18 protein-coding genes are annotated in these 21,395 nt (G+C 63.0%); 7 read left to right on the forward strand and 11 right to left on the reverse strand.

What is annotated here, in order from left to right; all coding sequences use genetic code 11:
• The first annotated feature begins 32 nt into the window (after positions 1-32).
• Both AC04PH_RS00445 and AC04PH_RS00450 read left to right on the forward strand, forming a co-directional pair.
• Positions 33-839, forward strand: coding sequence for a taurine ABC transporter ATP-binding protein (locus AC04PH_RS00445; RefSeq protein WP_483063775.1), 807 nt, complete (start codon positions 33-35; stop codon positions 837-839).
• A gap of 128 nt (positions 840-967) precedes the next feature.
• Positions 968-2,170: an ABC transporter permease gene (locus AC04PH_RS00450; RefSeq protein WP_483066116.1), complete on the forward strand. Its 1,203-nt coding sequence runs from the start codon at positions 968-970 to the stop codon at positions 2,168-2,170.
• A gap of 66 nt (positions 2,171-2,236) precedes the next feature.
• Here the strand turns inward: AC04PH_RS00450 and iolG are convergent, their stop codons facing one another.
• The 5 genes from iolG to iolD all read right to left on the reverse strand — a co-directional run bounded on the left by iolG (position 2,237) and on the right by iolD (position 7,832).
• On the reverse strand, positions 2,237-3,229 hold the full coding sequence (gene iolG, locus AC04PH_RS00455) for an inositol 2-dehydrogenase (protein ID WP_483063776.1): 993 nt from the start codon (positions 3,227-3,229) through the stop codon (positions 2,237-2,239).
• Positions 3,230-3,232: 3 nt separating this feature from the next.
• Positions 3,233-4,060: a class II fructose-bisphosphate aldolase gene (locus tag AC04PH_RS00460; protein ID WP_483063777.1), complete on the reverse strand. Its 828-nt coding sequence runs from the start codon at positions 4,058-4,060 to the stop codon at positions 3,233-3,235.
• A 73-nt stretch (positions 4,061-4,133) separates the two neighbouring features.
• Complete coding sequence (locus tag AC04PH_RS00465; RefSeq protein ID WP_483063778.1) at positions 4,134-4,976, reverse strand: 5-deoxy-glucuronate isomerase; 843 nt, start codon at positions 4,974-4,976, stop codon at positions 4,134-4,136.
• Positions 4,977-4,989: 13 nt separating this feature from the next.
• Positions 4,990-5,970 carry a PfkB family carbohydrate kinase gene (locus AC04PH_RS00470; protein WP_483063779.1) on the reverse strand — a complete coding sequence of 327 codons (981 nt, stop codon included), beginning with the start codon at positions 5,968-5,970 and terminating at the stop codon, positions 4,990-4,992.
• Complete coding sequence (gene iolD, locus AC04PH_RS00475) at positions 5,970-7,832, reverse strand: 3D-(3,5/4)-trihydroxycyclohexane-1,2-dione acylhydrolase (decyclizing) (RefSeq protein WP_483063780.1); 1,863 nt, start codon at positions 7,830-7,832, stop codon at positions 5,970-5,972. Before iolD ends, AC04PH_RS00470 begins: the two co-directional genes overlap by 1 nt.
• Positions 7,833-7,949: 117 nt before the next feature.
• Between iolD and AC04PH_RS00480 the strand changes: the two genes are divergently transcribed.
• The 3 genes from AC04PH_RS00480 (at position 7,950) to AC04PH_RS00490 (ending at position 11,200) form a co-directional block, all read left to right on the forward strand.
• The gene (locus AC04PH_RS00480) at positions 7,950-9,050 is read left to right on the forward strand and encodes a Gfo/Idh/MocA family protein (protein ID WP_483063781.1); all 1,101 of its coding nucleotides are present in this window, start codon (positions 7,950-7,952) and stop codon (positions 9,048-9,050) included.
• Positions 9,051-9,062: 12 nt separating this feature from the next.
• Positions 9,063-9,950 (forward strand): TIM barrel protein, encoded by an 888-nt coding sequence (locus tag AC04PH_RS00485; protein ID WP_483063782.1) that lies wholly within the window; start codon positions 9,063-9,065, stop codon positions 9,948-9,950.
• Positions 9,951-10,045: 95 nt separating this feature from the next.
• Positions 10,046-11,200 (forward strand): Gfo/Idh/MocA family protein, encoded by a 1,155-nt coding sequence (locus AC04PH_RS00490; protein WP_483063783.1) that lies wholly within the window; start codon positions 10,046-10,048, stop codon positions 11,198-11,200.
• Between the two features lie 4 nt (positions 11,201-11,204).
• Here the strand turns inward: AC04PH_RS00490 and AC04PH_RS00495 are convergent, their stop codons facing one another.
• From AC04PH_RS00495 to AC04PH_RS00515, 5 genes are all read right to left on the reverse strand, one after another.
• Positions 11,205-12,200 (reverse strand): LacI family DNA-binding transcriptional regulator, encoded by a 996-nt coding sequence (locus AC04PH_RS00495; RefSeq protein WP_483063784.1) that lies wholly within the window; start codon positions 12,198-12,200, stop codon positions 11,205-11,207.
• 5 nt (positions 12,201-12,205) lie between these two features.
• Positions 12,206-12,424 carry a hypothetical protein gene (locus AC04PH_RS00500; protein WP_483063785.1) on the reverse strand — a complete coding sequence of 73 codons (219 nt, stop codon included), beginning with the start codon at positions 12,422-12,424 and terminating at the stop codon, positions 12,206-12,208.
• Positions 12,421-13,194 carry an ATP-binding cassette domain-containing protein gene (locus AC04PH_RS00505; protein WP_483063786.1) on the reverse strand — a complete coding sequence of 258 codons (774 nt, stop codon included), beginning with the start codon at positions 13,192-13,194 and terminating at the stop codon, positions 12,421-12,423. The genes AC04PH_RS00500 and AC04PH_RS00505 overlap by 4 nt, the downstream gene beginning before the upstream one ends.
• A 13-nt stretch (positions 13,195-13,207) precedes the next feature.
• The gene (locus tag AC04PH_RS00510; RefSeq protein ID WP_483063787.1) at positions 13,208-14,281 is read right to left on the reverse strand and encodes an ABC transporter permease; all 1,074 of its coding nucleotides are present in this window, start codon (positions 14,279-14,281) and stop codon (positions 13,208-13,210) included.
• Positions 14,282-14,365: 84 nt separating this feature from the next.
• A complete protein-coding gene (locus AC04PH_RS00515; RefSeq protein WP_483063788.1) occupies positions 14,366-15,301 on the reverse strand; it encodes a sugar ABC transporter substrate-binding protein in 936 nt (311 codons plus the stop codon).
• A 485-nt stretch (positions 15,302-15,786) separates the two neighbouring features.
• Between AC04PH_RS00515 and AC04PH_RS00520 the strand changes: the two genes are divergently transcribed.
• Positions 15,787-17,442, forward strand: coding sequence for an AMP-binding protein (locus tag AC04PH_RS00520; protein ID WP_483063789.1), 1,656 nt, complete (start codon positions 15,787-15,789; stop codon positions 17,440-17,442).
• A 40-nt stretch (positions 17,443-17,482) separates the two neighbouring features.
• Positions 17,483-18,637, forward strand: coding sequence for a cytochrome P450 (locus AC04PH_RS00525; RefSeq protein ID WP_483063790.1), 1,155 nt, complete (start codon positions 17,483-17,485; stop codon positions 18,635-18,637).
• On the opposite strand, the gene AC04PH_RS00530 is transcribed toward AC04PH_RS00525, so the two are convergent.
• Positions 18,612-21,395, reverse strand: a complete 2,784-nt coding sequence (locus AC04PH_RS00530) for an AMP-binding protein (RefSeq protein WP_483063791.1) — start codon at positions 21,393-21,395, stop codon at positions 18,612-18,614. The two genes, AC04PH_RS00525 and AC04PH_RS00530, sit on opposite strands and share 26 nt — an antisense overlap.

Here is a 21,395-nt window from a genome sequence, read left to right on the forward strand (position 1 = left end):
ATTCCTTTCGCAAGCACCAAAGGAAGCAGGGCATGGCAGCACTTGAAATAGATAAACTCTCGATGCGCTTCGATTTGCCGAACGGGTCTTCCGTGCAGGCGCTGAAAGACGTGTCGATCGACCTGAAGGCAGGCGAGCTGATGTCGGTGCTCGGCCCATCAGGCTGCGGCAAGACGACCCTGCTGAACATCGTCGCGGGCTTTCTGGCCCCGACCGAGGGTAAGATCACCCTCAACGGCAAGCAGGTGCGCGGCCCCGGCCCTGAACGCGGCATGGTGTTCCAGCAGGGCGCACTGTTCGAATGGATGTCGGTGCGCGAAAACGTGGGCTTCGGGCCCAAGATGAAGGGCACCAGCAAGCAGGACGCGCAGAAAGTCGATCACCTGCTCGACGTTGTGGGCCTGCAGGACTTCAAGGAAAAGCAGGTCTATGAATTGTCCGGCGGGATGCAGCAGCGCGTGGCGCTGGCCCGGTGCCTGGCCAACGAGCCCGACGTGATCCTGATGGACGAACCGCTGGGCGCACTCGACGCGTTGACGCGCGAAAAGATGCAGGGCCTCGTTCTCAAGCTCTGGAAGGAAACCGGAAAGACCATCATCCTGATCACCCACTCCGTCGAGGAGGCGCTGTTGCTGGGTGAGCGTTTGATCGTCATGGCCCCACGTCCCGGCCGCATCCACAAGGAATACAATCTGCCGTTCGCCGAAATGGGCGTCGGGCAGGACCTGCGGGAGGTCAAGAAGGACCCTCGCTTTGCACAGGTCCGCGAGGAAATCCTGTCGATGATCTGGAACATGGAAGAGGAAATCATGGGACGTCAGGAAGGAGCAGGCGCATGAGTGTGATCGCTGGCCTCTGGGCCGAACTTGTCGCGGTGCTGCAGACCCTGCTGTCCGCCGCCCCCTATATCATCGGCTATGTCCTGCTGATCCTCGCGTGTGCGGTGATCTGGACATTCATCAAGCGGATGCTGACACCTCGGCACGACTACACATCGCTCAAGACCGTGACCTTCGGCGACGAAAGCGCCGTGTCCTCCAACACCGTCGCGTCCATCGTGTCTGTCGTGCTGATCTTCGTGCTTTGGGGCGCGTTCACCGGCAGCAAGCTGCTGCCGTCCTTCATGCACGCCCCCGGCCCGTTCGAGGGCGAAACCACGTTTACCTACACATCGACAGCCCCCGACGGCACTACCGACGACGCGGAGGTCACGGTGCTGGTCAGTCCAATCGGCGCGGATGTTCCGGCGCCCGAAGTCGCGCCGGGTGACGGCTTCGCCAAGAACGATTCGGTCTCGCTCATCACCTATCGCAGCGTGCTGAAACGGGTAGAGGACAACGACGACATCACCCGCGACGACGGTGCGACGATCACCGCCGTGAACGGGCAGGCGATCGAACCGGATGGATCGGTCAGCACCGATTTCGGCACTGTCGCCATGACAGCCAAAGGTACGCTGAACATTCAGCCGTCCTCCGGTTGGCAGATGGAGCCGATCTGGCTGCCCGCACCGGAAGCGGTGTGGAACCGCGTGGTCGAAATCGCATCCGCCGGATTCCGCAACTCTACGCTGGCCGAGCACCTGGGCTATTCGCTGTTCCGGGTCATCGTGGGCTTCATCCTCGGGGCGCTGGTTGGTATCCCGTTGGGCTATGCCATGGGCCTGTCAGACTGGTTCCGTGGCTGGTTCGACCCCATCGTCGAATTCATGCGCCCGGTGCCGCCGCTGGCGCTGATCCCGCTGGTGATCATCTGGGCCGGTATCGGCGAGGTCGGCAAGATCATCCTGCTGTTCCTGGCCGCACTCTGGATCATGGCCATTGCCGCGCGGTCGGGTGTGTCGGGTGTGCGGATTTCCAAGGTGCACGCAGCCTACTCTCTGGGTGCCTCCAAATGGCAGATCATGCGGCACGTCATCATCCCCAACTCCCTGCCGGAAATCTTCACCGGTGCGCGGGTCGCGATGGGCGTTTGCTGGGGCACGGTCGTGGCCGCCGAACTGGTCGCGGCTGAAAAAGGGGCAGGCATGATGATCATGGTTGCGTCGAAATTCCAGCAGACCGACATCGTCCTGATGGGCATCATCCTGATCGGGATCATCGGGTTCAGCATCGACATGCTGATGCGCTGGGCCGAACGCTGGCTGGTGCCGTGGAAGGGCAAGGGCTGATCGCCACCCCTTTTGAAACGCAAAAGCCCCGCATCATGCGGGGCTTTTTTGTCGGGCTGGTCGCTGTCAGTAGGTCAGCTTGCGCGGTTGCCCGTCCCGGGCGCTGGCATCGGCGGCATCCGCCAGCATCTGCGCCTTCAGCCCGTCGATGCCGGTCGGCTTCACCGGCTTCCCATCGGCAACGCAGGCGACGAAGTGTTCCATCTCTGCCCGATAAGCCGCGGCGTAGCGTTCCAGAAAGAACGGCAGCGTCGGTGCGGCGGTGAACCCGGCGCCGGTGGACAGTTCCACATTATGCTCCGGCACGTTCATCGCGCGCAACATGCCTTTGGCCCCGTGCACCTCGACCCTCTGGTCATAGCCATAGGTCGCGCGGCGCGAATTCGAGATTTGGCAGATTTTGCCGCTCGCGGTTTTCAGCGTCACGGCGGCTGTGTCGAAATCCCCCGCCTCACCGATGGCAGGATCGACGAGACAGGAGCCGACCGCAGTCAGTTCCACTGGGTCCTCACCCAGCAGGAACCGCGCCATATCCAGATCGTGGATCATCATGTCGCGAAAGATGCCGCCGGACTGTTTGATGTAGCCGATGGGCGGCGGCGCGGGGTCGCGTGACAGGATCGTCACGATCTCGACGTCACCGATTACCTGATCCACGATCTGACTTTGCAGATGCGCAAAACCCGGATCGAACCGCCGGTTGAACGCAACCATGAACGGCACACCCGCCTTGTCCACCGCCGCCAGACAGTCGCGGATGCGGTCGACCGACAGATCCACCGGCTTTTCACAAAAGATCGCCTTGCCCGCCGCCGCCGCCGCGTGGATCAAGTCGTAATGCGTCGTGGTCGGCGTGCCGATCACCACCGCGTCGATATCCGACGCGGCGATGATCTCCTCCGAGGACATCACCTTTGCGCCCAATGTATCCGCCAGCCCCTTTGCCGCATCCGGCAGAAAATCGGACACCGCCGCCGCCCGCGCCGTGGTCATGCCGCGCAGCGTGGCACCGTGCACCTGCCCGATACGCCCCGCGCCCAGAATACCGATGTTCAGCATGATCTATCCTTTCAGCGCCCGCAGGACGCCGCGTGCGGCCGTCATGACGGGATCATGTGTATCTTTCAGAATGGTGACCCGGTCGAATCTGTCCGGGTCCGCATTCACCGCCGCGCGCATCGCTGCTCCGAACGCCATGCGCAATTCCGTGCCGATGTTGAACTTGCAGATGTTCGTTTCACGCGCCAGCCGCATCCGCTGTTCCACCGGTACGCCCGATCCGCCGTGGATCACCAGCGGCACGTCCGTCAGCGCCTGAATGGCGGCGATCCGGTCCTCGTCCAGCCCGCCCTGCTTATCCTGTTGCAAATGCACGTTGCCCACGGAAATTGCCATGGCATCTACGCCGGTTTCGGCGGCAAAGCGCGCCGCCTCCTCCGGGTCGGTCCCTGCCGACGCCTCGCCATCAGCGTAGCCGACAAAGCCGATCTCGCCTTCACAGGACACACCCGCGCCATGCGCCAGTTCCGCCACACGGCGCGTCTGCGCGATGTTGTCTGCCAGCAGCAGGCGCGACCCGTCGAACATCAGCGATGTAAACCCGGCATCCAGCGCTTCTGCACAATCGTCGTAGGTATACCCGTGATCGAGATGCGCCACGACCGGCACGCGCGCGTTTTCGGCCAGATGACGGAACATCGCGCCCAGCACCGGCAGCGGCGTATGAGCCCGGCACCCCGGTCCCGCCTGCAGGATCACCGGGCAATCCTCGGCCTCTGCCGCCGCCACATAGGCGCGCATGTCCTCCCACCCCAATGTGACCAAACCGCCGACGGCATAGCCTTGCTTCAGCGCGGGTTGCAGGACATCGGAGAGGGTGACGAGCGGCATGTGGGGTCCGTTCCATGTTGCCCCGTCGGTGCCTCCGGCGGGAGTATTTCCGGCAAGATAATGCGATGTCGCGCTACTTGAACTTCGCGATCATGTCCTTGATGCCGGGGATGGTTTCCACCTGATAGGCGTGCGACGGCTGGAAATACTGCACTAGACTGCGCTGCGACAGCCCGCCCAGAATGGTGAAATAATACATCTGATAGCCAGGCAGCACCGCGCAGGGGTGATAGCCGTTGTCGAGACAGATCGTGGACCCGTCGACGATGTGATACGCATCCCCCGCTTTCCCGTCTTCGCGTTGCAGCATTTGCACACCGGACCCGTGGTTCGGCTTGAAGCGGAAATTGTAGGTCTCGTCATGGCGGGTTTCGTCCGGCAGGCGGTCGGTATCGTGCTTGTGCGACGGAAAACCGGACCAGCCGCCCTCGCCCACAGTGAACAGTTCCGACACCAGCAGACGGCCCACCTTATCGTGATATTTCGTGCCGAGGATGTGCTTGATCTTCCGATGGGTCTTGGTGTCGTCGGATCCGTATTGCACAAGATCCAGCTCATCGCTGCGCACGGCGAAAGCATCCAGCACTTTGTCATAGCGGGCACCGCAGACGAAGACCTCAGCCGTGTCCGACGTGCAGACCATCGTGGCCTTCGCCGCCGTGGGCACATAGACGCCCTCCGGCTCACCGTCCCAGACATCTTCCACCCGGTTGCCGATCCCGTCGGCCCTAAACCCTTCGACCTCGATATCGACGGTTCCCGTGGCGGGGACGATGCAGGTCTCGTATCCCGGCACCGCATATTCGAACGCCCGCCCCTTCTTCAGCTTCACGATATTGAAGTAATTGAGCGGCACCGTGGGATCGTCGATATCCACGATGGGTTTGTTGTGGTTGTCGAATGGCGGGATGTGCATGGCTCTTGTCCTCTCAGGCGGCAGTCGGGCCGGGGTGATCGGCCATGAAGGTTTCCAGTGTCGCGGTGTCCGCCATCGCGGGGGCGCAACCGGGGCGCGAAACGGTGATCGACGCGCAGGCCGATCCGCGCAGGATCGCGTCGCGCAGCGGCAAGTCGGCGGCCAGCCCCGTCATCAGTCCGGCCATGAAACTGTCGCCCGCGCCCGTCGGCTTCAGCGCATCGACCGGGAAAATGCCGGTGCGGATTTCGTCATCACCAGCAAAAGTCACGGCTCCTTCATGGCCCATCTTGTACACCACGATGGCGGCTGTGGTGGCGGCCAGGTCGCGGGCCTTGTCCAGCCCCTTGTCGTAATCACCGGCCATGAAGCCGAACTCCTCGTCGTTGCCTACGATCATATCGCACTGCGCTGCGGCCTTGCTGAGGACGTCGGAGGCCACCTGCGGCGAGGTCCATGAATAGGGGCGGTAGTCCACGTCAAAGATGATCGGCAAACCGGCCCTTTTCGCGTGATCGAAGGCGGCGAATGTGGCACTGCGCGATGGCTCTGCGGCAAAGACGGTGCCTGCCGTGATCAGCGCACCGAATTTTCCGTAGTCCACCGCCGCGACATCCGCCTCTTCCATCTGGAAATCGGCAGCCCCGTTGCGGTAGATCACGTTGCGATGGCCTGCGACCCGGCTTTCGTAGAACGCCAGCGAGTTGCGGTATTCCCCGCCCACCGGCGTCACATAATCGGTGCCGACGCCATACCTCCGCAGCTGCCCGATGCAATAGCTGCCGACGCTGTCATCGGACACCCGCGTGACCAGCGATGCCTGCCCGCCCAGCTTGCAGATGCCCGCCGCGATATTGGCCGACGACCCACCCAGCCCCACGGTCACGGTTTCCGCATCCTCTGCCGCGACACCCGGGTCGGTGAAAAAGTCGATACCCGCCCGGCCCACGACGACAAAATTGTTGCGACGGATGCCGTCCAGCAGGTCGGCCATCAGACGCCTTTCCGCTGGAGCTTGCGGCCATCCTCGGTGTCCCTATGGGCGGCTTCCACCTTCGGATTGTCGGTCACATGCGGCGTGCCGACCTCCCACCAGGCGTGGCCTTCGGTCGTCCAGCCATCGTAAGGGTCGACCTGCATGACGATCACATAGGTCCGGTCGGCGGCCTTGGCGCGCTTGAACACATCCTCAAGCCCGGCGGGGCTGTCGACGGTTTCGGCCTCTGCGCCCATCGCACGCGCGTGCGCCTCGAAATCGACGCGCGCCTGAGTGGTGGCGGTGGGCGTGTCCGCGATCAGGTTGTTGAAGCTCTCGTTGCCGGTGTTGTTCTGCAACTTGTTGATGACGGCAAAGCCACCGTTGTCCAGCACAAGCACGATCATCTTCTTGTCGGTCAGCACGGATGAATAGATGTCGGAATTCATCAACAGATAGGACCCGTCGCCGGTGAACACGATGGTATCCTGATCCGGCTCGCTTTCGGACTGCGCGATCCTCGCGCCCCAGCCACCTGCGATCTCGTAGCCCATGCAGGAAAAACCGAATTCCACATCGACCGTGCCGATATCCAGCGTGCGCCAGTTGGCCGTCACTTCGGCGGGCAAACCGCCAGCGGCGGCGACAATACGGTCGCGGGGGTCGCAGAGGCGGTTCACCTCGCCGATGGCCTGCGCGTAGCTGGCCGGGCCATTGCCGACACGGGTATTCTCGGCGACGTAGTCCATCCACTTCGCGCGTTCCGCTTGCGCGTGGGCTTTCCACTCGCCGGGTGCCTTGTAGTCGCTCGCCAGCGCCTCCAGCGCCAGTTTCGCATCGCCCACCACGGTCAGCGACATATGCTTGGCCGCGTCGTGCCGTGCCGCGTTCACACCAATGATCTTTGCGTCATGGGCAAAGGCGGTCCACGAGCCGGTGGTGAAGTCCTGCAAGCGTGTGCCGACGGCCAAAATCACATCCGCCTTTTCCGCAATCGTGTTGGCCGAATTCGACCCCGTCACTCCGATCGGCCCGATATTGAGCGGATGCGTGTCCAGCATGTTGGCCCGCCCCGCGATCGTCTCGACGACCGGAATACTCGTCGCCTCGGAGAAAGCGGTCAGTTCAGCCACCGCACCGGAATACTGGACACCTCCGCCTGCGATGATCATCGGGCGCTTGGCGGTTTTCAGAAGTGCGATGGCGTCCGCGATCTCGGCGGCGTCCGGGGCCTGCCTGCGGATGCGATGCAGCCGCTCCTCAAAGAAGGATACCGGGTAGTCATAGGTCCAGCCCTGCACATCTTGCGGCAACCCGATGAAGGCCGGCCCGCAATCGGCAGGGTCGAGCATCGTGGCCAAGGCCGCCGGCAGCGACTGGATCACCTGCGCAGGATGGGTGATCCGGTCCCAGAAACGCGACACCGCCTTGAACGCATCGTTCACGCCCAGCGTCGGATTGCCGAAGTGTTCGAGTTGCTGCAACACCGGGTCCGGCAGGCGCGTCAGGAACGCATCGCCGCACAGCATCAGCATCGGCAGACGGTTGGCGTGGGCCAATGCGGCGGCCGTCAGCAGGTTCGCCGTGCCGGGGCCAGCACTGGCGGTGCAGAACATGAACCGCCGCCGCAGATGCGCCTTGGCATAGCCTGCCGCGGCAAAGCCCATCCCCTGCTCGTTCTGCCCGCGATAGAGCGGCAGTACATCGCGGTGGTCATACAGCGCCTCGCCCAGACAGGTGACGTTGCCATGGCCGAAGATGCCGAAGCCACCACCGCAAACGCGGGTTTTCACGCCGTCGATCTCGATATATTGCGCCGCCAGCCAGCGGATGATCGCCTGCGCCGTGGTCAGCTCAATGGTCTCGCCGGTCTGTCCCACGCGATGCCCCCCGGTATGAAATTCACAGGGCGACAGATTGCATATTGACCCGTCGCCCAAAACAAGGATACGCATTTTGCAACCGGTTGCAATCGGTTTTTGCAGGAGGATCATACCATGGCGGAAATCGGCATCGGGATCATCGGCGGCGGCTATATGGGCAAGGCCCATGCGGTCGCGTTCGGCGCTGTAAAGGCCGTTTTCGACACCGCCCTGACACCGCAGCTGGAGATGGTCTGCGCGACGTCGCCCGCCTCTGCCGAACGCTACCGGGCGACCTATGGCTTTGCCCGTGCGACCGATGACTGGCGCGTGCTCGTCGATGACCAAAGGGTCGAGGCCGTGGTCATCGCCTCGCCGCAGGCGACCCACCGCGAGATTGCTCTGGCCGCCTTGTCTGCGGGGAAGCCGGTGCTGTGTGAAAAGCCGCTCGGCACGTCGCTGGACGACAGCCGCGCCATGGTCGATGCCGCCGAAAAAGCTGGCGTCGCGAATATGGTCGGCTTCAATTACATCCGCACCCCCGCTTCGCAATACGCGCGGCAACTGCTGGCCGAGGGCCGTATCGGCGACGTGATCTGGTTTCGCGGTGAGATGACAGAGGATTTCTTTGCCGATCCCGCCATCGGCGGCTGGCGGGCGCAGGGCACCGCCAACGGCTGTATGGGTGATCTGGCGCCGCATATGATCAACGCCGCGCACGCGCTGTTGGGACCGATCGACAGCCTTTGCGCCGTGACTGAGACCGTGCACAAAACCCGCGACGGCGAACCCGTGACCAACGACGATCAGGCGCAGATGATGTGCCGCTTCGCGTCCGGCGCGCAGGGGCATATGTTCTTCAGCCGCGTCGCGATGGGCCGCAAGATGGGCTACGCCTACGAAATCCACGGCACCAGAGGGCATATCCGGTTCGATCAGGAAGACCAGAACGCCCTGCATCTGTATCTTGCCGAAGGACCGGAAGCAGAGCGCGGCTTTCGCAAGATCCTGACCGGCCCCGACCACCCCGATTACCTTCCGTTCTGTCAGGGGCCGGGCCACGGTACCGGCTACAACGACCAGATCATCATCGAGGCCAAGGATTTCCTGACGGCCATCGCAACCGACGAACCCGTCTGGCCGACCTTCGCCGAAGGTCTTGCCGTCAATCGCATCGTCACCGCCGTCCTCGACTCCAGCGCGAAAAACGCCTGGGTCGACGTCGCCGACTACTGAAGGAGCCACGCCATGATCAATATCGGTAACGCCCCCTGTTCCTGGGGTGTGGAATTCGCGGACGACCCGCGCAACCCCGCGTGGCGCAAGGTGCTGCAGGAAAACGCGGCGGCGGGCTATACCGGGATCGAGCTTGGCCCCGTCGGTTTCATGCCGGAGGACCCCGCCGTGCTTGGCGAGGCGTTGGAGGAATTCAATCAGACGCTGGTTGGCGGTGTCGTTTTCCGCCCCTTCCACGACCCGGCCGCATGGTCTGACGTGATGGATGGCGCCGTGCGCACCTGCAAGGCACTGAAGGCACATGGTGCCGAACATCTGGTGCTGATCGACAGCATCTCACCCCGCCGCGCGCCCACCGCAGGCCGCGCGATCGAGGCAGAGCAGATGGACAACGCGGAATGGACAGCCTTTCGCGACCGGATCGCGACGATCGCAAGAATGGGAACCGAGGAATACGGTCTGACAGTGGGGATGCACGCCCACGCTGCGGGCTTCATCGACTTCGAGCCAGAGCTGGAACGCCTGCTGGAAGAGGTGGACGAGAGCATCCTGAAAATCTGTTTCGACACCGGGCACCATTCCTATGCTGGGTACGATCCGGTCGCCTTCATGCGCAGACACATCGACCGGATCAGCTACATGCACTTCAAGGACATCGACCCCAAGGTGAAGGCAAAGGTCGTGGCAAAGCGCACCGATTTCTACGATGCCTGCGCGCAGGGTATCTTCTGCAATCTGGGCGATGGCGATGTGGATTTCCCCGCCGTGCGGCAAATTTTGCTGGACGCGGGCTTTGACGGCTGGTGCACGGTGGAGCAGGATTGCGATCCGCAAGGCGATACATCGCCCGTCGATGATGCCAAACTGAACCGCGCCTATCTGCAATCCATCGGATTTTAACCTTTTGGGCGCGACACGCCGGTGCACGCGCTGTGCACGCCCGGTGCACAGGTTGTGACTTCGAAAACTGAACATTCGGCCGAAAGGTTAACGCTATGACGAAACTTAAATGGGGTATGATCGGCGGCGGCGAAGGCAGCCAGATCGGCCCGGCGCATCGCCTGGGCGCAGGGCTGGACGGTCTGTTCGAATTCGCCGCCGGGGCGCTGGACCACCGCCCCGAGCAGGGAATCGACTATGGCCGCAGGCTTGGCCTTGGCGACCGCGCCTATGGCGGCTGGGAAGAAATGCTGACGGCAGAGAAGACGCGCGACGACCGCGTCGATCTGGTGACGGTCGCCACGCCAAACGCCACGCATTTCGCGATCACCAAGGCGTTTCTCGAAGGCGGGTTCAACGTGCTCTGCGAAAAGCCGATGACGATGACCGTCGAGGAGGGCGAGGAAATCGTCGAGATCGCCAAGAAGACGGGCCGCATCTGCGCGGTGAATTATGGCTATACCGGGTATTCACTCGTCCGGCATATGAAGGCGATGGTCGCGCGCGGCGACATCGGCAAGGTGCGCCTTGTGAATGCCGAATTTGCCCACGGCCACCATGCAGACGCCACCGACGCCGACAATCCGCGCGTGCGCTGGCGCTATGATCCGGCGCAGGCGGGCGTGTCGGCGCAGTTTGCCGACTGCGGTATTCACGCGCTGCACATGGCGTCGTTCGTGACGGGACAGGAAGTGACGAAGCTGTCCGCCGACACGGTGTCCTGCATCGACGTGCGCACGCTTGAAGACGATGCGATGGTGAATTTCCGCATGGACGGTGGTGCCGTCGGGCGGCTGTGGACCAGTTCTATCGCCATTGGCCGCCAACACGGGCTGGGCATTCAGGTGTTCGGCGAAACCGGCGGGTTGCGCTGGTCGCAGGAACAGCCGAACCAGCTTTACTACATGCCGCTGGGCGAACGCCTGCAGGTCATCGAGCGCGGCGAGGCAAATCTGTCGCCGGAAGCCGACCGCGCGACCCGCGTGACGATCGGCCATGCAGAGGGGATGCCGCTGGCATTCGCCAATATCTACACCGATCTGGCCGAGGCGATCTCCGCGCGCAAGGCAGGGCGCGTCATGGACCCGGCAGCGAACCTCTATCCCAAGGCCGAGGATGGCCTGCGGTCGATGGCGGCGGTCTTTGCCGTGGCGGAAAGCGGCAAGAAAGACGGTGCCTGGCTGGATGCGCGACCGCCGATGTTTAGATGATATGCTAGGCCGGTGGCCGCAGCGTCCCGCGCTCGACGACATGGCAATCGAAGCGGTGGGCCTTTGATGGCAGATCACTGTTTTCGACCAGATCGGCAACGAGGCCGACGGAAGATTCGATGATCCGGCCAATCGGGTTGTGGATGGTGGTGAGAGCGATGTTGTCCCAACCGGCCATTTCCATGTCGTTCAACCCGATGATGCCGACGTCGCGCGGTGCGGAAAGGCCCCTGCTTTGCAACGCTGACAGAACGCCGATGGACAACACATCATCACCGCAAAAATACGCCTCGGCCAGGGGCGCATCCATCAGTCGCAGCATTTCGGCGCGTCCCGCGTCGAAAGAATATTGGCTGGCGAAGGAGGTGGCGAGGGTCGCATCACTGCCGCTGAGCGCGGCGGTGAAACCGGCAAGACGGTCCTGGGTCGAGGTTGCGGCCTCTGGCCCGCCCAGGAACCCGATGCGGCGATAACCACGCGCCAGCAACGTCTGCGCGGCGAGACGCCCGGCCTCTATATTGTCGATGCCCAGCGTGTTGACACGCGGCGCATCCCGGTGCCGCCCGAAGCTGTGCACGACCGGCATGCCGGCGTCGGCGAAGGCGAGCGCGAAACTTTCCGGCAGGGTCGAGGACGCGACGATCACACCGTCGACGGAATACTGCCGGAGCATCCGCAAGGACGCCTGCGGATCGACCTCGTCCGTGAGGTTGACCAGCAGCGGGCGCAACCCGCGATCCTGCAGGTTCTTGGTGAACAGATCGAAGACCTGCAGAAAAATCGGATTGTGGAAGTTGTTGGAGATCAGGCCGATCATCTTGGTCCGGCCGGTGGTGAGCGAGGAGGCGAGCGCGTTGGGGCTGTAGCCCAGTTCATTGGCGGCCTGCTGGACCTTGCGCCGGGTCTTGGCCGAGACAGACGCGCCCTCGGTATAGGTGCGCGACACGGCGGAGCGCGAGACACCGGCGCGTTCGGCCACGTCCTTCAGCGTCACCGCCATGTTGCCTATCCCCCGTCGTCGTCCGCGTCTTTTACGGCGATTGCGCTATAGTCTATCGTCGCGAACCGCCAGCCACAGATCGCGGCGAGGCCCAGGAAAAACACCGCCCAGAATACGGCGCCCTGCGACAGTTCGAACAACCCCCAGAGCGCACAGACGGCGACCACCGCGACGCGCGTGCCGAGCGGCACGAAGAACGGGTGTTCGAGGTCGAGCAGTTTCATGCCGCGCCTTCGTATTCCGCCCCGGTCTTGGCTCCGGTGATATAGGCGACGACATCCTGTCCGTCGGTGTCTTCCTTGTTGAGATTCGCCACGATCCGGCCGCGTCGGAACACCACGATCCGGTCCACCAGATCGAACACCTGCCGCATGTTGTGCGACACGAGGATCAGGCTTTCGCCCTGATCCTTGAGCGTGCGGACGATGTTTTCAACCTGCGCGGTCTCCTGCACGCCGAGGGCGGCGGTAGGTTCGTCCATGATCGTCAGCTTGCTGGCGAAGGTCGCGGTACGGGCGATGGCGACACACTGCCGCTGCCCGCCGGACATATTGGCGATGGTGTTGCGGATGTTGGGGATTTTCACCGCGGTCTTTTCCAGCCCGGCGATGGTGTCGGCGCGCATCGCCTTGTAGTCGAGCAGACGAAAAGGGCCAAGCCAGTTCCACTTTGTCTTTTCGCGGCCGAGGAAGAGGTTGTCAGGCACGTTCAGATCATCGGCCAGCGCAAGCGTCTGGAACACGGTTTCGATGCCCGCCTCGCGCGCGTCGAGGGGGCCGGCGAAGTTCACCTCTTCCCCGTCAAAGACGATCTTGCCGCGTGTACGCTGCTCGACCCCGGTGATCTGGCGCACAAAGGTCGATTTGCCGGCACCGTTGTCCCCCATGATCGCGACATGCTCGCCGCGCTTGAGGACGAAATCCGCGCCTTCGAGGGCGTGGACACCGCCGTAATGTTTGGTGAGGTTCTTGGTTTCCAGAATAGTGTCGGTCATGTCAGCCCCCCTTTTACGCCCGCGCCGCGGCGCGTTTTTGTTGCCATTGGTCGAGTGCGACCGCACTGACGATGATCGCCCCGAGCACCATTTCCTGATAGTAGGCCCCGAGCCGCAGGAAGGTGAAACCGGAGGTGATGACCCCGATGATCAGCGCGCCGATCAGTGTGCCGACGATCGATCCCCGCCCGCCGAAAAGCGACACGCCGCCGATGACGGCCATGGCAATCGCCTCCAGTTCGTAGGTCAGGCCCATGCCGGACTGGGCGGTCAGGTTCTTGGACGTGAGGATCACAGCGGAGAGGCCCGCGAGCATCCCGGCGATGGCATAGACCAGCACCAGATGGCGCGGCACGTTGATGCCCGACATCCGGGCCGCCGCCTCGTTCGAGCCGATGGCGTATGTGTGCTTGCCGTAGACGGTATAGTTCATCACCAGATGAAACAGCAGGCCAAGGCCAAGGAAAATCCACACCGGGTTCATGCCCGAGCCGATGACGGCGTAGGCGTCGGTCGGGAAGGATACCGGGTTGCCGGTGGACCACCACTGCGCCACGCCCCGCGCGAAAAGCATCATGCCCAGTGTGGCGATGAACGGCGGAATGCGCGCGAAGGCCACCAGCAGACCGTTGACCAGACCCGCGAGGATACCGCAGCCAAGCCCGACCAGAACCGGCACGACGACCGGCAGATCGAGCGCCCATTCCCCGAAGATCGCCTTGGGGTTGGGGTTGCCGTTGACCTCTGCCACCTGTGCGAAGCTCATCGCGATCATGGCGGTGGCGCCGACGACGGACCCGGACGACAGGTCGATCCCCGCCGTGATGATCACCTGTGTCACGCCGATGGCAATGATGCCGATGATCGCGACCTGAATGATGATGATCCGCAGGCGCGCCTCGTTGAAGATGCTGTCGAAACGGTCGCGGGTGTCGAACAGCAGGCTTTGCTGCATGAAGATCGCGCCGAGAATTTCAAAGATGACGATAATCAGGATCAACGCGCCAAAGACGTTGAGTTCGTTGGGCCAAGAGCGTTTGGATTTGTCGAACGTCAGGCCGCCTGTGCCGTCGCTTTGATCTGACATCTGTCAGCTCTCCTGATTTTGTATTTGGTTTGCTGGTGCATCAGGGCGGCCTGCGCCGCCCTGATGTATCGTAAAAGCCGGGACTTACTGGAATTCAGCCAGGTTGTCGGTCGTGACGAGCTTGAACGGGATGAAGACGGTCTTGTCGACTTCTTCGCCGTTGATCAGCGCCAGCGCCGTGTCGATGGAACCCGCACCCTGACCGGCAAGGTCCTGGAATACGGTCACGTCCATTTCGCCTGCAGCCATCGACAGCAGTGCGTCCGATGTCGCGTCCACACCACCGACGACCACATCGTCCATGGAAATGCCCGCCGCTTTCATCGCCTGAATGGCGCCCAGCGCCATTTCGTCGTTGTTGCCGAAGACCGCGTCGAATTCGTCGCCGGAGGAAATCCAGTTGGTCATCAGGTCGTTGGCTTCGTCACGCGACCAGTTTGCGGTCTGCTCGTCGATGATGGTGATGAAGTTGCACATATCCATGCCGATCACGTCATGGAAATCCTTAGTGCGCTGAACGGCTGCCTGATTGGACAGCTGACCCATCAGGACATAGGCCGTGGCACCGCCTGCCTTGCCCTCGGCGCGCAGCATCTTGCACATTTCAAATGCGGCGAGCGTGCCGGATTCGATCTCGTTGGACGCCACGAACGCCTGGCCATCGGGCAGGGTGTCCATGTTGATCGGCTGGCGGTTCACATAGACCAGCGGCACGCCCGCTGCGGCGGCGGCGTTCGACATCGCTTCGGTCGCGTTGGTGTCGACCGCGTTCACGATGATCGCATCGACGCCGGACGCGATGAAGTTGTTGATCTGATCAAGCTGCTTGGCCACGTCGTCTGTCGCGTCCTCGATCTGCAGCGACACACCGTCGAGCGTTTCTTCGTGGGCTGTCATGCCGTTGCGCATCACGGTCAGGCCGTTGTCGTCGAAACGGGCGACGGATACACCGATCTGCTGCGAGATTGCGGTGGTGCCCATCAGTGACATCAGGCCTGCGGCCAAAAGTAGTTTCTTCATGTTTTCCTCCCAAGGAACGTGCCCGGCACACGTGTTCTGAAAACCGGGACCTCTGTCGAGGCGATTGATCCATCGGACCGGAGGTCCGTCATGTTGGCGACGGACACGAGGCGCGATGAAGGCGCAAGGCCCCGGCGCGTTTGCGACAGGGCGTGTTGGCGTGGTGAAGGTGGGGAAAAACATGACCGGGCAGGCCGGTAAACGGGCCGTGTGCCCCATGCGTCATGCTGACCCGAAAGGTGCATTGATTCGATGATCCCCCATTTCCTCACCATTCACCTTAGATCAAATCTGTAATTTTGCAACCGGTTGCAAACATGCGGTGCTATTTTTCGGTAGGTTCACAGGTTTCCTGGAATAAAGGCGCAGAAGGTGTCGCTCTGCGATGGTTTTCGCCGTGTTCATGGTTACCGTTCGCAGGATCGGCAAGCGTTGCATTTCCGCCTGCTCCCGCTAGGGTTTGCGCTGGATGCAAGGGGGGCCGAATGCCGGATCGCACGCCAATCAACGGCTTGTCGCATGTGCGCGGGCAGACACGCGAACCGCTGCTGAACGTGACGATCCCGCAGCTGCTGGCGCAGGCCGCCGCCGCCGGTCCCGACCATCCCTGCGCCGTTTTTCCCGCACAGGGCATCCGCTGGAGTTACGATGAATTTCAGGCGGCGGTCGATCGCCTTGCGACAGGTCTGCTTTCGCTGGACATCGCCAAGGGCGACCGTGTCGGCATCTGGTCGCCAAACCGGTACGAGTGGCTGCTGACGCAATTCGCGACGGCGCGAATCGGGGCGATTCTGGTGTGCATCAACCCGGCATATCGACCTGGCGAGCTGGACCACGCCCTGCGCACGGCGGGGTGCAGGGCTGTCGTGGCGGCACCGCGTTTCAAGTCGTCGGATTATACCGCGATGCTGCAGGACGTGATGTCGCGCGGCAACCTGCCCGACCTCGCGCATGTGATCATGATGGGCGATCATGTGCCCGACGGTATGATCGGTTTTGACGAGCTATGCACCGCAACCGATGCTGCCGCGCTCGACGCGGTGACAGCGACGCTGGACCCGCACGACCCGATCAACATCCAGTTCACCAGCGGCACCACCGGCAGCCCCAAGGGGGCCTGCCTGACGCAACACAACATCGTCAACAATGCGCATTTCACGACCGCGACGATGGAATTCACCAAGGACGACAGGCTGTGTATCCCGGTGCCGTTCTACCACTGCTTCGGGATGGTGATGGGCACGCTGGGCTGCGTCACGAAAGGTGCCACCATGGTCGTCCCCGGCGAGGGGTTCGACCCGGCGGCGACACTGCAAGCGGTGTCGGACGAGAAATGCACGGCGCTTTTCGGCGTGCCGACCATGTTCGTGGCGGAAATGGCGCTGCCTAATTTCGCCGACTTCGACCTTTCGTATCTGCGCACCGGGATCATGGCGGGCGCGCCCTGCCCGATTGCGGTCATGCGCCGGGTGCAGGCGGATATGAACATGACCGGCGTGACCATCGCCTACGGCATGACGGAAACCAGCCCGGTGTCGTTCCAGTCCAACGTCGACGATCCGATCGCGCAGCGGGTGTCTTCGGTCGGGCGCGTCCATCCGCATGTCGAGGTAAAGATCGTGGACGAGGCGGGAGCCACCGTGCCGGTCGGCACACAGGGCGAACTGTTGACCCGTGGCTATTCGGTGATGCGCGGCTATTGGGGTGATGACGCGATGACGGCCGCCAGCATCGACGCCGATGGCTGGATGCACACCGGCGATCTGGGCGTGCTGGATGCGGAAGGATACTGCACGATCACCGGGCGGGTGAAGGACATGATCTGCCGCGGTGGCGAAAACGTCTTTCCCAAGGAGATCGAGGATTTCCTGTTCGAACATAAGGATATCGCCACGGCACAGGTGTTCGGCGTGCCCGACGCGGCACTGGGAGAGGTCGTTTGCGCCTGGATTGTTCCGCATGACGGGCGGGGGCTGACGGCGGGCGACATTACCGCCTATTGCAAGGACCGGATCGCGTATTTCAAGGTGCCGACCCATGTGCGGATCGTGGCGGACATGCCGATGACGGTGACAGGCAAGCCGCAGAAATTCATCATGCGCGAGATGATGATGCAGGAGCTTGGGTTGGCCGAGGGTTGAGTATGCTTTTGCCGGTGAGGCGCGCGACGGGAGTAAGACGATGCTGAATTTTCGCAAACTCTTGGGTGGGCGCACAGGCAGGCCATTCGAGGTAACGCTGCCGGTCGATCTGACCGATCCGGGCTTCGTCGCCGATCCGCACCCGACCTATACGTGGCTGCGCGAGAACGCGCCGCTTGCCCCCGTTGCCACAGGCGGGTTCGTCATGACGCGGCGTGCCGATATCATGGCGGCATTGTCTGGAAAGGCTCTGGGCAACGCGCCGTCGCGATTCTCGACGCTTCATACCCGCAACGCCGACAAATACCCGGCGGCGAGCCTGGCCGCACATATCCCGCCGTTTCTGGACCAGCCGGAACACCGTGTCCCGCGACAGGCGCTGACCCGGTGTTTCCATGACCGATTCAAACGGTTCGGGCCGGTATTGGACGAGATCGCAAAGCGGCATGTCGCGACAGCCCGCGCGGAACGGCGCAGCGATCTGTCCAGCGACATCGCGCAGGAATTCGCCTGTCGGGCCAGCGCCGCCTTCGTGGGACTGACGGCGACCACGGATGAGATCAAATCCGCAACCTCCGCCTTCTTCCGTCTGTTCGCGCCGGTGCAGGATGCGGAGGTTTTCGCGGCGACCAATCGGGGGCTGGAAGAGGCCCGCGATCTGGTGCAGCGGGCGCTTGACGCGGCGCGGGCAAATGCGGGCGATACGCTGATCCATGGGATGCTTCGCTATCAGGCGGATGAACCCGCGTTGACCGACCAGCATATCGTCGACAACGCGCTGCTGGTTCTGGCCGACGGGGTGGAGAACATCGCGGCCGGGATCACGCAGGTGATGATCGCGGATGGGCCCGTCACGGAGGACGCCGTGCGTCACATCCTGCGGAACGATACACCGGCGCAGATCGTGCCACGGGTCTGTCGCGCGGCGTTCACGCTGCACGGGCAGTCCGTTGCCGTCGGCACACCGGTTTTCCTGGCGCTGCAAAGCGCCAATCACGAGACAGGGGACGCCCTGACGTTCGGTGCGGGACGGCACAGTTGTATCGGGGAAAAGCTGGGAGTCGCGATGATCCTGTCGTTTGTCACGACCCTGCGTGAAAATGCTGTGCAGGTGGATGCCTCGGAAATGTCCTACATCGCGATGTTCGGCCATCGCTGGCCGGCGGGCGTTAGCCTGCGATGGTCCGACGGCTGAGGGGATTGGGCCAGACGAGGCGTCTGACCAGCCCTCCCTCGGCCTTCGTGAGGTCCCGGATGCCCTGATCGCTGAGCACGATGTCCAGCCGTAAAGGCAGGCGCAGGTCGGGGTATCGGCCATCCAGCCGCACAGTTGCGGATGCGCCCGGTGCAATCGGGGCGTCCAGTTCACCGTAGGCGATGTTGAATGCGCGCGGGTGACCATCAAGGTTCCAACCGTGTGCGGCCATGGCCAGACCGCTTTGCGCCGTGGGCTGCCAGATTTGCTGGCTGCAGTTGGTCAACGTAGAGGTGATCGTGAAGGCTTGTCCGGGGCCGACGAAACGCGGGCAGAATACCCGGAGGCGGGCGCGATACATCGCCTCGCGATCCGCAAGCGGCAGTGCGGGCGGAGAAAACGGATCGAACCCTGTGTCGCCGCGCACGAAAGGCGCAAGCACCGCGCCCAGATCGCCCAGCTGTGCCACCGTCAGGATATGGTCGCCTTGCACCCGAAAGTCCTGTGCACCGGCAGGGTGCAAAAGTGGATAGGCAAGTTGCGGCCGCTTGAACCGGACGGCAGCGCTGTAGCGCCAGCTGTCGCTGAAGACATGGAACACCGGGAACGCGGTCGGGCTTTCGAACCAGTGGTCGCAGCTGAGGAAAAACGCGACGGTGCGGCCCGCTGCGACCAGACGCGCGGCGACACGCTCCATGATCCGGCCGCCCTCGCAAAAGCCGCCCAGCACCAGTTCACCGTCAGGAGAGATTTGCTGGATTTCCGCCACCAGAACGTCTGCCGCCAGTGCACGGTCAGCCTCTGTCCGGCCCGGATAATGCACGGTGGAGATCATCGTTTGGATCGCGTGGGCGTAACCGAGTGCCTGCTGCAGCGCCGTGCCCTGGTCGCCCTCGGTGCCGCACCAGAAAATCGCGCGCCCCGTGCTGGCGGTGCCCAGACTGCGGATGATCCCGCCCGGCAGGGCCGGTTCGCCCGGCCAGCCAGCCATCATCCGGCGAATGTACGCAATGACCGGCGGGTCAGTGGGCGAGGTCGCGGGCGATTGCGCCAGCGCGTTCAGGACGCCGCCAAACGTCGGGTGATTGAACAGCAGGTTGGGATCGACCGGCGCTTGCAGGTGTTCCTCGACCGCGAGGATGAAGGTCGTTGCCGAAAGGCTGTCGCCACCTGCGTCGAAGAAATCGGTTTCCGTGTCGGGGTGGTCCGTCTTGAGCGTGTCAGCCCAGATCTGCGCCAACGCCAGGTCAAGGCCCTGCCATTCTGGTGCTGGCTGATCCGGGGTTTTCACCGCCTCGCGGATCAGCCTGCGTTTGTCGACCTTACCGCCGCCCAGACGTGGCAGCGCGTTGCGCAAATCGACCCGCCGGGGCAGTTTGTGGTGCGATAAGTGCGCTTGCAGATGGACCCGAAGAGCGTCTTCGCTCAGGGCGGACGCAACGCTTAGCCCCACCTGCTCGCCCAATGTAGGGTGCGGCAACGGATAGGCCGCTGCCTCTGTCACGCCGTCGCAGGCGAGAGCTGCACGCTCTACCTCCAGAGGAGAGACTTTTTCACCGCCGGTGTTGATCATCTCTTTCCTGCGACCGGTCAGGTAAAAGTAGCCATCGTTGTCAAATCTGCCCAGATCGCCGGTGCGGAACCAATCGCCGAAGAATGCATCGTTTGCGGACTGCCCTTCGTATCCATGAAATACCGTGTCGCCCCGCACACAGACCTCGCCTGTGCGACCCTGTGACAGGAGCGCGCCGGTCCCGTCCAGGATGGCGACCTGAGGCCCGGCGGGCCGGCCCACGCTGTCGGCGCGTCGCTCTCCGGGTGGGCGCGGGTTGGTGCAGATCTGGCCCGCGGTTTCGGTCATGCCATACATCTGGATCAGCGGCACACCGATGGCAGCCTCGGCTTGTTCCTGCAGAGTTTGCGGCAGGTCGGCGGAGACCATGCGGATGAAATCCAGCCTTTCGCCCATTTTCGCCAATGCCGCGTCATCCAGATCCTCCAGACAGCGGATCAGCATCGTGGGCACCAGTTGCATCCAGGTCGCACCACCCGTTTCCACCGCATGTGCCAAATCGGCAGGGGTGCGACCGGGGCAGATCACGGCGCTGCCCCCGGAGAGGAGCGGCACCAGCAGCAGGTCGACCAGTGCGCCGATATGGAATATTGGCAGCGCGTGCAGCGCCCTGTCATCCGCGCCCAGCGCCAGCCCCGCGATGATGTTCCGGGCGGATTGCAGCATGGCGTCGGTCGTGATCGGCACGGTTTTCGGCGTGCCGGTGGAACCGGACGTGAGCAGCACGAGACCCGGCTTGCGCGTAGTGTCGCGTGGTTCGGATGAGAAGAGTTCAGACGGGAGGATCAGAAAATCCGCCGCGGCGACCAGGGGCAGGTCGCAATCCGCGGCGAGGGTGCGCGCAGCAGCGTCGTCTGCGCGCCCGATGATCAGATCGACTTTTGCCCGCTGAACGGTGTCGCGCAATTCTGCACGTGTCAGGACCGGGTTCAGCGGTAGCACCGATACACAGTTGCTCAGGCCCAATAAAAGGAGTGCCGTGTCGGCGGCATCGGGGAGCAGCGTGGCAACGCGATGTGCCGGGGTCAGCCCATGGCGCGCGGTTGCATCAATGATCGCGGACAATCGGGTGGCGACGACGCTGGCGGTCAACGCCTCCCCCGTTTCGGTCACGAGGGCAATTGCATCCGGGGTGTCGTCACATTGCTGGAATACCGCGTCGATCAGGTGTGAATTGCCCTTCAT

The organism is Yoonia sp. KMU-150 (assembly GCF_056858355.1).